General features: G+C 72.5%; 9 protein-coding genes and 1 pseudogene. 6 read left to right on the plus strand and 4 right to left on the minus strand.

The window, feature by feature from the left end:
- Positions 1–672: pseudogene (locus ACFRMQ_RS29240) on the minus strand (hypothetical protein); the annotation flags it as partial.
- A gap of 224 nt (positions 673–896) precedes the next feature.
- The gene (locus tag ACFRMQ_RS29245) at positions 897–2,342 is read right to left on the minus strand and encodes an MFS transporter (RefSeq protein WP_380733668.1); all 1,446 of its coding nucleotides are present in this window, start codon (positions 2,340–2,342) and stop codon (positions 897–899) included.
- 102 nt (positions 2,343–2,444) lie between these two features.
- On the opposite strand from ACFRMQ_RS29245, the gene ACFRMQ_RS29250 reads away from it, so the two are divergent.
- On the plus strand, positions 2,445–3,371 hold the full coding sequence (locus ACFRMQ_RS29250) for a helix-turn-helix transcriptional regulator (RefSeq protein ID WP_380733669.1): 927 nt from the start codon (positions 2,445–2,447) through the stop codon (positions 3,369–3,371).
- Here the strand turns inward: ACFRMQ_RS29250 and ACFRMQ_RS29255 are convergent.
- Positions 3,365–3,769 (minus strand): hypothetical protein, encoded by a 405-nt coding sequence (locus ACFRMQ_RS29255; protein ID WP_380733670.1) that lies wholly within the window; start codon positions 3,767–3,769, stop codon positions 3,365–3,367. The genes ACFRMQ_RS29250 and ACFRMQ_RS29255 overlap by 7 nt on opposite strands.
- A complete protein-coding gene (locus tag ACFRMQ_RS29260; protein WP_380733671.1) occupies positions 3,766–4,314 on the minus strand; it encodes a hypothetical protein in 549 nt (182 codons plus the stop codon). The genes ACFRMQ_RS29255 and ACFRMQ_RS29260 overlap by 4 nt, the downstream gene beginning before the upstream one ends.
- Before the next feature lie 135 nt (positions 4,315–4,449).
- On the opposite strand from ACFRMQ_RS29260, the gene ACFRMQ_RS29265 reads away from it, so the two are divergent.
- From ACFRMQ_RS29265 to ppdK, 5 genes are all read left to right on the plus strand, one after another.
- A complete protein-coding gene (locus ACFRMQ_RS29265; RefSeq protein WP_380733672.1) occupies positions 4,450–5,664 on the plus strand; it encodes a histidine kinase in 1,215 nt (404 codons plus the stop codon).
- On the plus strand, positions 5,652–6,296 hold the full coding sequence (locus ACFRMQ_RS29270; RefSeq protein ID WP_380733673.1) for a response regulator: 645 nt from the start codon (positions 5,652–5,654) through the stop codon (positions 6,294–6,296). Before ACFRMQ_RS29265 ends, ACFRMQ_RS29270 begins: the two co-directional genes overlap by 13 nt.
- Before the next feature lie 2 nt (positions 6,297–6,298).
- Entirely contained in the window at positions 6,299–7,141 is an 843-nt protein-coding gene (locus ACFRMQ_RS29275; protein ID WP_380733674.1) for a DUF4097 family beta strand repeat-containing protein, read from the plus strand.
- 91 nt (positions 7,142–7,232) lie between these two features.
- Positions 7,233–8,402: a tRNA dihydrouridine synthase DusB gene (dusB, locus tag ACFRMQ_RS29280; RefSeq protein ID WP_380733675.1), complete on the plus strand. Its 1,170-nt coding sequence runs from the start codon at positions 7,233–7,235 to the stop codon at positions 8,400–8,402.
- Between the two features lie 564 nt (positions 8,403–8,966).
- The gene (ppdK, locus tag ACFRMQ_RS29285) at positions 8,967–11,675 is read left to right on the plus strand and encodes a pyruvate, phosphate dikinase (protein ID WP_380733676.1); all 2,709 of its coding nucleotides are present in this window, start codon (positions 8,967–8,969) and stop codon (positions 11,673–11,675) included.
- The last annotated feature ends 130 nt before the right edge of the window (positions 11,676–11,805 follow it).

Raw genomic sequence — 11,805 nt, forward strand, 5'->3', positions numbered from 1 at the left:
GTCCAGCAGTCGCGTCGGACCGTTGGCGACGAAGGTGGACGCCGCCTTGTCGAGCGTGTAGTAGCCGGCGAGGTCGGCGATGACGTCGGTGGTGCCGTCGTTGTTGGAGAAGACGATCCTGCCGTCCGTGCCGGTGGGGACGGTGACCAGGTTGGGCACGGTCTGACCGGGCAGGAAGTTCAGGTTGGAGGTGATCGGCTGGTTGCCGCCGGCCGGGTACACCGTCAGGTGGCTGGAGCGGGTCGGGTTGGTCACCGTCACGTTCAGGACCACGGCGGTCGGCTTGACGGACGGGTTGCCGGCGACCTGGGAGACGTCGAGGACCAGCCGGCTCTGCGCCAGCGGTCGTACGACGCCGCCGGTGCCGGTGCCGTCCCGGGTGTCGAGCAGTCGGGTCGGACCGGCCGGGACGAACGCGCCGATCAGGTTCGGGTCTCCCGGGAGTGTGGCGCTCGCCGCCGGCGCGGGTTTCGCGTCCGGCGCGGCCTTGGCCGGGGCCGGGCTCGCGGCCGTGGGCGCAGCCGTCGGAGCCGCGGTCCGGGCCGGGTTCGGGGCCGCCACCGCCGTCCCGGCGGCAGGGCCCGACAGCAGGACGAGGCCGATCAACGCGGTGAGCGCCGTCCAGCGACGGTGTCTCCCGCGGCGGCCGGGACCGGAAGGTCTCGGGTTCATGGTTCCCCCCTGGGTACGGGCGCCCGCCCGGTCACCGGGCGGTGCGCTGCCCGTCGGTGCGGGCGGACCATTGAAACAGGCGGCCGGTCCGCGCGGCTCGCCGTTTTCCGGTCGTTGTCCCGGGGGTGACGCCGACGGCCGCGGCCCCACCGCCGACCGGAGGTCCGGACGAGGACGGGGCCGCAGCGAGGACCGTGACTTGGGCGCCGCCCGAAGGCCTGCGGTCAGCCGACGGAGCGGGGGAGACGGGTGGTCAGGTAGAGGATGGTGAAGGAGCCGAGGAGCTGGATGCCCAGGCAGAGGGCGAGCGCGCGGTCCATGCCGAGGCTGGGGGAGAGTGAGAGGTAGAGGCTGCCGAGGGTGGCGACGCCGAGGGCGAGGCTGGACTGCTGGCCGGTGGCGAGGACGCCGCTGCCGACGCCGGCCCGGGCGGTGGGCACCTTGGCGAGGACGACCCGGAACAGCGGGGTGCCGATCAGGCCCTGGCCGATGCCCGCGAGGGCGACGCCCGGGGCCATCCGCAGCGGGGAGAAGTGCGCCCAGTCCGTCAGCACGGTCACGGCGAGGGTGGCCAGGCCGGCCGCCTGGACGACGGCACCGGCGCTGAGCACCCGGCTGCCCCAGCGGCCGATCAGCCTCGGGCCGGCCAGCGAGGCGGAGAAGTAGCCGACGGCCATCGGGACGAGCGCCCAGCCGGCCGCGACCGGGCCGAGGTCCAGGCCCTGCTGGAGGGCGACGGCGATGACGAACATGAAGCCGCCGAAGCCGGCGAAGTAGGGGAGCGCGATGCCGAGTCCGCGCCGCATCTCCGGGATGCGCAGCAGGGACGGCGGCACCAGCGGGGTGTCCCCGCGCCGCTCGGCCCGGCGCTCGACCGTGGCGAAGGCGGCGGCGAGGACGGGGAACAGCGCCAGCAGCACCCAGGACCAGAGCGGCCAGCCGGCGGCGCGGCCCTCCATCAGCGGGATGAGCAGGGAGAGCAGCGTGCCGGTGAGCAGCGCGGTGCCGGGGACGTCGACCCGGGCGGCCCGGGGGGCCTTGCTCTCCGGGACGTAGCGGACCGCGAGCACCACGGCGAGCAGCGCGAACGGCACGTTCAGCAGGAAGACGGAGCGCCAGCCGGTGCCGAACAGGTCGGCGGCGACCAGCATTCCGCCGAGCACCTGGCCGATCACCACCGAGATGCCGCCGACCGCGCCGTAGACGCTGAGCGCGCGGCCGCGCCGGGCGCCCTCGGTGGCGGCGGTGATGGTGCCGAGCACCTGCGGGATCAGCAGCGCGGCCGAGGCGCCCTGGGCGGCCCGGGCGGCGACCAGGGACCACGCGCCGGGGGCGAGGCCGCAGGCCAGTGAGGTGAGGGCGAAGGCGGTGGCGCCGACGACGAAGAGCCGGCGGCGGCCGAAGATGTCGCCGAGGCGTCCGCCGAGGACGAGCAGGACGGCGAAGGCGATGCCGTATCCGGCGGCGACCAGTTCGAGGACGGCGGGCCCGGCGGCCAGGTCGTGGTCGATGGTGGGCAGGGCGACGTTGACGATGAAGAAGTCGAGCATCGGCAGGAAGGCGCCGAGCAGGACGGTGACCAGCCCGGCGGTGCCGAGGGTGGGGGTGGGGGGAGCGGCTGCGGGGACGGTTCGGGCCGGGGCCGGGGCGGCGGCGAGTTCTTGAGTCACGGGTCATACGATCCGCCGCTTCCCACCCTGGTACCAGAGTCTTCTTATCCTGGTATGAGAAGTACCTGGCAACAGGCTGCGGCATGCACCATGCTGGGGAGCATGAGCCTGATGACCCCGGCCGCGCAAGCCCGTCCGGCCACCGCCGCGCAAGCCCGTCCGGCCGACGTCGCACCGAACGCCGGACCGCGTCCGGCCACCCTCGACGACGCCCGCCGGCACGAGCTGGCCGCGTTCCTGCGCAGCCGCCGCGAGCGCCTCGCGCCCGAGCAGGTGGGTCTGCCGATGACCGGCCGCCGCCGGACCCCGGGGCTGCGCCGGGAGGAGGTCGCGCAGCTCGCCGCGGTCGGGGTGACCTGGTACACGTGGTTGGAGCAGGGGCGGGACATCCAGGTGTCCGTCCAGGTGCTGGACGCGGTGGCCCGGGCGCTGCTGCTGGACCCGAGCGAGCGCTCGCACCTGTTCACCCTGGCCGGCGCGGACGACCCGGTGCGGGTGAAGGAGTGCCCCTCGGTGACCCCGAGCGTGCGGCTGCTGCTGGACCGGTTGGCGCCGTTCCCGGCCATGGTGCTCAACTCCCGCTACGACGTGCTGGCGTACAACGCCCCGTACACCGCCTTCGTCGGTGACCTCGACGAACTGGCCCCCGGGGACCGGAACCTGATGTGGATGGCGTTCACGCCCTCGCGCTTCCGGGAGGTGCTGGTCGACTACCGCACCGAGCGCCTCAACGTGGTGGCCCGGTTCCGCGCGGCGATGGCGGACCACAGCGCGGATCCGGCGCGGAAGGCGTTGGTGGCCCGGTTGCGCCGGGCCTCGCCGGACTTCGCGGAGCTCTGGCAGCGGCACGACGTGATGCGGCCGGGCAACGGCGTCAAGCGCTTCCAGGTGCCGGGCGTGGGGCTGTTGCGCTGTGAGTACACCAACTTCTGGCTCAGCCCGCAGCTGGGGACACGGATGATCACGTACACCCCGCTGGACGACGAGACCCGCGCGCTGATGGACCTGCTGCCCACCAGGGCTCAGTAGCGACGGAGGGCCGCTTCCCGCCCGAGCAGCAGGCACACCGCGGCGAGCGGCAGTTCTATGCAACAGGCCATGACCAGGGCCGCGAGCACCGCGTGGCCCGGGCCGGCGCAGGCGATGTCGGCGAGCGCGTCCCCGGTGAGCAGCAGGGCCGCCGCCGCGCCCGCCCACAGTGCCCCGGCGTCGCGCCGGCGCAGCAGCGCGTCCAGGGTGAGCAGGGCGGCGAACTCGACGAGGTCGAGCACGACCCACGGCGTCTCGTGGGAGACGGCGAGCACCCCGAGCCAGGGCAGCAGGGCGACGGCCGCCATGAGCGGCAGCTTGGCGCAGCGCGCGGGCAGGACGTACCCGGAGACGGGACGGGCGGCGGGACGCGCGGCGAGGGCGGTGGCGGTGCTCACTTCTTCGGCCCCCGCTCCCGCACCCGCTCCAACGGCAGCCGCTCGGCCGTGCCGCCCGCCGGGTGTTCGACCCGCACCGCGTCGAACGGCCCCTCGGCCCAGGCGAACCAGAACCGCCCGGCCACCGGGACCACCTCGGCCGTCGACCGCACCCGGCGCAGCGCCCGCCGTCCGGTGAAGACCACCGAGGGCGCCGCGCCGTCGGCCGCCAGCCGGCCCCAGGCGAGCACGTGCCGACGCCCGGCGGACCGGTAGTGCCGGGCCCCGCGCAGCAGCTGCGGGGTGAGCCGGGCGGCGACCAGGATGTCGGTCAACTCGCCGTGCTGGTAAAGCTCCAGCGCGGCCCGGCCGCGGCCGGACCCGGCGCTGCGGACCGACCAGGGCCCGCTCCCGGCCGGCAGCGTCCCCTCGTGCCCGGGCGTCTCCTCGGTGCGGAGCGCACCCCCGGAGGTGTGTCCGGGAAGACCCCCGTGCCCCCCGGAAACACCTCCGGGGCCGGGCCGCCGGTGCGGCGGGGTGGCGGAGTGCGGTGCGGTGCTCGTCATGTCCTCAAGCTTTCCGCCCGGCCCCCTTTCCTGTCGGTGGTGCCCCACACCGAATCGGGGGTGTAGCTAGCTACACCCCCGGCCGGAACCCCCCTTCATGGCGGCTCGTGATCACCGGGCCCTACGCTGTCCGGCATGTCCTCCACCACGTTGCGCCGAGCGCTCGTCAGGAGCCTCCGGCGTCCACCGTGGTCGCCCGAGGTCTGGCGGGACGTCCGCTTCATAGCCGCCGGAATGCCCATGGCGCTGCCGGTCTGGCTGGCCGTCACCGACCCGAAGCTGCTGTTCCCGGTGCTCGCCGCCGTCCTGGTCTGCGTGCGCCCGCTGACCGCCGTCCAGCGCGGTCGGCTGCGCGCCCTGCGGGGGGTGGAGGTGCCGCCGCCGCGGCCTTCGGTGGGGCTGCGGGCCTGGCTGCTGGGGCTGACCTGGCGTCAGGTGCTCTACCACCTGGTGGCCGGTCCGCTGTTGGCGGCCGGCGCGCTGGCGGTGCTGTACGCCTGGGCCGCCGCCGTGGTGCTGGTCACCGTGTACGCCTGGATCTGGCTGCTGCCCGCCGGGACGGAGCTGCGCGCGGACCTGGCCGGGCAGGACATCCTGTTCACCCTCGGCGGGGTGCTGCTGCTGGCGGTGCTGTCCGTGCCGGGCACCCAGCTGGCCCGGCTGGAGGTGTGGGTGGCCCGCCGGCTGCTCGGCCCGGACCGGGCGGAGGCACTGGAGCGGCGGGTCGAGGAGATCGCCGAGAGCCGGGCCGGACTGGTCGACGCGGTGGACGCCGAGCGGCGCCGGATCGAGCGAGACCTGCACGACGGAGCCCAGCAGCGGCTCACCTCCCTGGCGATGAACCTGGGTCTGGCCCGGCGCACCCTCAAGGACGTGCCGCCCGCGGTGATGCAGGTGATCGTCGAGGCGCACGAGGAGGCCCAGGCGGCCATCGACGAGCTGCGCGACCTGGTCCGCGGCCTGCATCCGGCCGTCCTGGAGGACCGCGGTCTGGACGCGGCGCTGTCCGGGGTCGCGGCCCGGGCCCCGCTGCCGGTGCGCCTGGAGGTCGACCTCTCCGAGCAGATCGCGCCGACCGTCGAGGCGGTCGCCTACTTCACCGTCTCCGAGGCGCTCACCAACGTGGCCAAGCACGCCAGGGCCAACCGGGTCGACCTCTCGGTGCGGACGGCGGACGGCCGGCTGCGCCTGGTCATCAGCGACGACGGCGTGGGCGGCGCCGACCCGACGCGCGGCACCGGGCTCACCGGTCTGCGCAAGCGCGCCGCCTCGGTCGACGGCACGCTGTCCGTTCTCAGCCCCCTCGGGGGCCCCACCACCATCACCGTGGAGTTGCCGTGCGCGCTGTGATCGCCGAGGACTCGGTCCTGCTGAGGGTCGGCCTGGTCAAGGTCCTGGAGGCGGTGGGATTCGAGGTCGTGGCCGCCGTCGGGGACGCCACCGAACTGCTGGCCGCCGTCGAGGAGCACCGTCCGAAGGTGGTGGTCGCCGATGTCCGGATGCCCCCGGGGTTCCACGACGAGGGGGTGAAGGCGGCGATGGTGATCCGCCGGCAGTGGCCGGACACCGCCGTCCTGCTGCTCTCCCAGTTCGTGGAGGAGCGCTACGCCGCCGATCTGCTGGCGACCAACACCAGCGGCGTCGGTTACCTGCTCAAGCAGCGGGTGGCCAATGTCGACGACTTCGTGGACGCGCTCCAGCGGGTCGCCGAGGGCGGCACCGCGCTGGACCCGGAGGTGGTGGCCCAGTTGCTGGTGCGCCGCCACCGGGACCCGCTGGAGAAGCTGACCCCGCGCGAGCGCGACGTGCTCGCCCTGATGGCGGAGGGCCGCTCCAACGGCGCCATCGCGGGTTCGCTGGTGGTCAGCGACAGCGCGGTGGCCAAGCACATCAACTCGATCTTCACCAAGCTCGACCTGCCGCCGGCCGACGACAGTCACCGCCGGGTGATGGCGGTGCTGCGGTTCCTGGAGGTCGGGTAGCGGTGCGGGAGGTGAAGGCCTGGCGGGTCACCGGCACGATCGTGATGGTCCTGGTCATGATCGGCGCCGGACTGCAGACCTGGTCGATGGCGGTGCAGCAGCGCACCACCAGCAGTCGGCCGTACGACGAGGCGATCCACCGGGTCCAGCTGGCGACCGGCAGGGCCTCGGTCAAGGTACGGGCGGGCCGGCCGGGCCACGTGGTGGTGCACCAGCGCCTGGAGTGGATGCTGCGCAAGCCGGTGGTGTCCGCCGTCATCGTCGACGGCGTGCTCGACGTCTCCATGCACTGCCGGCTGATCCTGCCGTTCGCGGACTTCGGCTGCGGCGCGGAGATCGAGCTGGAGGTGCCGCCCGAGACCGAGGTGACCGGGTCGGTGGGCTCCGGATCCGTCCAGGTGGAGGGGCTGAGCGGGCAGATCCGGATGGAGCTGACCTCCGGCCAGCTGCTGCTGTCCGACACCTCCGGGGACGTGACCGTGCGCGCCACCTCCGGGCTGGTGCGGGGCGACAACCTGAGCGCCAAGCGGGTGACGGCACGGATGACCTCGGGCACGGTGAACCTGGACTTCACCAGGCCTCCGCGCGAGGTGGACGCCGCGTCCGTCTCCGGCTCGGTGGAGATGACCCTGCCGAAGGACAGCCGGTACGCCTTCTCCAGCGAGATCGGCAGCGGCAACGGCCACATCGAACCGCTGTTGCAGGACCCCGCCAGCCCGAACCGGGTGCACACCGAGGTCGTCTCCGGTTCGGTCTCGATCGTCCCGTCCTCGTCGACCGCGCCGCCGGAGCCGGCCGGGTCCTCGCAGCCGGCCGAACCCCCGCGGCCGCCGTCGGCGCCCTAGCGGGGGCGCCCCGCTCCGGCGGCGGTGGCCGCTCACCCGGGTGGGGGACAATGGAGAGTCCCGTCCCCCCTGTACCCGAGGTCAGCCGCGCATGACAGCCACGCCCGCACCCACCGCGTCCGACACCGAGTTCGCGCCGCTCGACATCGGCCCGATCCAGGTGTGGCCGCCCGTCGTGCTGGCGCCGATGGCCGGCATCACCAACGCGCCGTTCCGCACCCTGTGCCGGGAGCAGAGCGGTGGCAAGGGCCTGTACGTCTCGGAGATGATCACCACCCGGGCGCTGGTCGAGCGCAACGCCAAGACCATGCAGCTGATCAGGTTCGACCCGAGCGAGAAGCCGCGCTCGATCCAGCTGTACGGGGTGGACCCGGTGACCGTCGGCAAGGCCGCCCGGATGATCTCCGAGGAGGGCCTGGCCGACCACATCGACCTCAACTTCGGCTGCCCCGTCCCCAAGGTCACCCGCAAGGGGGGCGGTTCGGCGCTGCCGTACAAGCGCAACCTGCTGCGCGAGATCCTGCGCGAGGCCGTGGCCAACGCGGGCGACCTGCCGGTGACCATGAAGATGCGCAAGGGCATCGACGACGACCACCTCACCTACCTGGACGCCGGGCGGATCGGCGCCGAGGAGGGCGTGGCCGCGATCGCCCTGCACGGACGCACCGCGGCCCAGCACTACGGCGGGACGGCCGACTGGTCGGCGATCGCCCGGCTGCGCGAGTCCGTCCCGGCGCACGTCCCGGTGCTGGGCAACGGGGACATCTGGTCGGCCGACGACGCGTTGCGGATGATGCGCGAGACCGGCTGCGACGGCGTGGTGGTGGGCCGCGGCTGCCTGGGCCGCCCGTGGCTGTTCAGGGACCTGGTCGCGATCTTCGAGGGCGACGTGGACTACGCCCGCCCCGACTTCGGCTACGTGGCGGAGGCGATGGTGCGCCACGCGCAGCTGCTCGGCGAGTGGATCGGGGACGAGGCGCGCGGTGTGATCGACTTCCGCAAGCACGTCGCCTGGTACACCAAGGGCTTCTCGGTCGGCTCCGAGCTGCGGGTGAGGCTGGCCGGCTCCTCCTCGTTGGCCGAACTGGCCGAAACCCTGTCCGAGGTGGAGCAGTCCCAGGCCTGGCCGGCCGGTGCGGACGGCCCGCGCGGGCGGACCAGCGGCAACAACCGGGTGGTCCTGCCGGAGGGCTGGTTGGACGATCCGTACGACTGCGCCCGGCCGGGTGCCGACGCCGAATCGGACACCTCTGGCGGATGATCTGTACGCAGTGGCGAAAAAGGCCCTTCGGGGCCGGTGGCCACTGGGTCAGGGCCCTCTTGTCCATCCTGGACAAGAGGGCTCCTTTTTGGCGCTCGAAACTCACTCAACGGGCACGACCCCGGACGCTGTGCGACGATCGGCGGAGGCCGTGCGCGTTCGATCGATGAGACGCCCTCGTGACGCTTGCCACACGCGCCGGAGGCTGACGGTCGGTCAGTGGACGAAGTGGACAGGTCGACCGTGGATCGCTTTCCGAACCCGGTCGGCCGGTGATCGGGCGATCCGGTTGCAGGAAATCAAGCCGGAGCGTCGCGGCGGACCCACGGTCGCTACCGTGCGTCCGGATCGTACGGTCTTCGAGTCGCCTTGTCTTCAAGAATTGAACAATGGCTCGCGTCAGGCGGACGATTTCACCAACAGAGGTGAACGCCTTTATGCGCATTCGATCTAGTGGGTTACCGATCGGTACCAGTCTCGGGTGGCCTATTCAGGGCAGAGAAGAGCCTTCGAAATGGGTATGTTCTCCGGCGTCAGGGCAACCGCGTACGAGGAGACCGACCCGTGCCGTCCCAGCAGAAGTTTGTTTACTCCTTCACCGAAGGAAACAAGGACCTCAAGGATCTTCTTGGCGGCAAGGGCGCGAACCTGGCCGAGATGACCAACCTGGGCCTCCCCGTCCCCCCGGGGTTCACCATCACCACGGAGGCGTGCAAGGTCTTCCTGGAGACCGGCACCGAGCCGGCCTCGCTGCACGAGGAGATCAGCGCCCACCTGGACGCGCTCGAGCAGGAGATGGGCAAGAAGCTCGGCCAGGCCGACAACCCCCTCCTCGTCTCGGTGCGCTCCGGTGCGAAGTTCTCCATGCCCGGCATGATGGACACCGTCCTCAACATCGGCCTCTCCGACGCCTCGGTGACCGGCCTCGTCGCGCAGTCCGGCAACGAGCGCTTCGCCTGGGACTCCTACCGCCGCCTGGTCCAGATGTTCGGCAAGACCGTGCTGGGCGTCGACGGCGAGCTGTTCGAGGAGGCCCTGGACGAGGCCAAGCACGCCAAGGGCACCACCAACGACCTGGACCTGGACGCCGCCGACCTCCGGGGCCTGGTCGAGGTGTTCAAGGGCATCGTCGAGCGCGAGACCGGCCGGGCCTTCCCGCAGGACCCGCGCGAGCAGATGGACCTCGCCATCCACGCCGTCTTCCACTCCTGGAACGGCGACCGCGCCCGGCTGTACCGCCGCCAGGAGCGCATCCCGAACGATCTGGGCACCGCGGTCAACGTCTGCACCATGGTCTTCGGCAACCTCGGCGAGGACTCCGGCACCGGCGTCGCCTTCACCCGCGACCCCTCCACGGGCACCCAGGGCGTCTACGGCGACTACCTGTCCAACGCCCAGGGCGAGGACGTCGTCGCCGGCATCCGCAACACCCTGTCGCTGGCCGAGCTGGAGAAGCTCGACAAGAAGTCGTACGACGAGCTGATGGCGATCATGCAGAAGCTCGAGAACCACTACCGCGACCTCTGCGACATCGAGTTCACCATCGAGCGCGGCAAGCTCTGGATGCTCCAGACCCGCGTCGGCAAGCGCACCGCCGCGGCGGCCTTCCGGATCGCCGTCCAGCTGGTCGACCAGGGCCTGATCGACCTGGACGAGGCCCTGATGCGGGTCACCGGCGGCCAGCTGTCGCAGCTGATGTTCCCCCGCTTCGCCCCGAACGCCGAGTCGGAGCAGATCGCCTGGGGCCTGGCCGCCTCGCCGGGCGCCGCCATCGGCAAGGTCGTGTTCGACTCGTACACCGCCGTCAAGTGGTCCCGTTCCGGCGAGAAGGTCATCCTGGTCCGCCGCGAGACCAACCCGGACGACCTGGACGGCATGATCGCCGCCGAGGGCATCCTGACCTCGCGCGGCGGCAAGACCTCGCACGCGGCCGTGGTCGCCCGCGGCATGGGCAAGACCTGTGTCTGCGGCGCCGAGGAACTGGAGGTCGACACCAAGGCCCGCCGCTTCACCACCGCCGACGGCCAGGTGATCCACGAGGGCGACATCGTCTCGATCGACGGCGCCACCGGCAAGGTCTACCTGGGCGAGGTGCCCGTCCTGCCGTCCCCGGTGGTCGAGTACTTCGAGGGCACCCTGCACGCCGGCGCCGACGTCCAGGGCGGACTGGTCCAGGCCGTGCACCGGCTGATGTCGCACGCCGACGGCCGCCGCCGGCTGGCCGTGCGCGCCAACGCGGACAACGCCGAGGACGGCTCGCGCGCCCGCCGCTACGGCGCCCAGGGCATCGGCCTGTGCCGCACCGAGCACATGTTCCTCGGCGAGGAGCGCCGCAAGGAGGTCGAGCACCTGATCCTGGCGGACAACGACAAGGACCGCGAGCTCGCCCTCTCCACCCTGCTGCCGCTCCAGAAGGGCGACTTCCTGGAGCTCTTCCAGGCGATGGACGGCCTGCCGGTCACCGTTCGCCTGCTGGACCCGCCGCTGCACGAGTTCCTGCCGGACATCACCGAGCTGTCGGTGCGCGTCGCCCTCGCCGAGGCCCGCAAGGACCCGAACGAGAACGACCTGCGGCTGCTCCAGGCGGTGCACAAGCTGCACGAGCAGAACCCGATGCTCGGCCTGCGCGGCGTCCGCCTCGGCCTGGTCATCCCCGGCCTGTTCGGCATGCAGGTCCGGGCCATCGCCGAGGCCGCCGCCGAGCGCAAGCTGGCGGGCGCGGACCCTCGCCCCGAGGTGATGATCCCGCTGGTCGGCACCGTCCAGGAGCTGGAGCTGGTCCGCGACGAGTGCGAGCGGGTGCTCGCCGAGGTCGCCCAGTCCACCGGCGTGGCGCTGGACATCAAGCTCGGCACCATGATCGAGCTGCCGCGCGCCGCGGTGACCGCCGGGCAGATCGCCGAGGCCGCCGAGTTCTTCTCCTTCGGCACCAACGACCTGACCCAGACGGTCTGGGGCTTCTCCCGGGACGACGTGGAGGCCTCGTTCTTCACCGCCTACCTGGAGAAGGGCATCTTCGGGGTCTCCCCGTTCGAGACCATCGACCGCGACGGCGTCGGCTCGCTGGTCAAGCACGCCGTCGAGGCCGGCCGGGCCACTCGCCCCGACCTCAAGCTCGGCGTCTGCGGCGAGCACGGCGGCGACCCGGACTCGGTCCACTTCTTCCACGAGGTGGGGCTGGACTACGTCTCCTGCTCCCCCTTCCGGATCCCGGTGGCGCGCCTGGAGGCAGGCCGCGCCGCCATCGAGTCGGCGGGCAGCGACTCGCGCTGAGGAGGGTAGGCATCCCCTCCGAACGCGGGTACGACTGACCGCTCTCCCTCCCGTCGGGAGGGCGTGCACCGGAGCTCGGCGCAGGAGAACCGGCGTACGTGATACGGCCGGGCGGGGACGGACAACGGCG

The sequence above is a fragment of the Kitasatospora sp. NPDC056783 genome (assembly GCF_042789895.1).
Taxonomy (GTDB): domain Bacteria; phylum Actinomycetota; class Actinomycetes; order Streptomycetales; family Streptomycetaceae; genus Kitasatospora.

Coding starts and splice junctions, on each gene's coding strand:
- ACFRMQ_RS29250 (WP_380733669.1), top strand. CDS start 2,445: ATGAGCCTGATGACCCCGGCCGCGCAAGCCCGTCCGGCCACCGCCGCG.
- ACFRMQ_RS29260 (WP_380733671.1), bottom strand. CDS start 4,314: ATGACGAGCACCGCACCGCACTCCGCCACCCCGCCGCACCGGCGGCCC.
- ACFRMQ_RS29265 (WP_380733672.1), top strand. CDS start 4,450: ATGTCCTCCACCACGTTGCGCCGAGCGCTCGTCAGGAGCCTCCGGCGT.
- dusB (WP_380733675.1), top strand. CDS start 7,233: ATGACAGCCACGCCCGCACCCACCGCGTCCGACACCGAGTTCGCGCCG.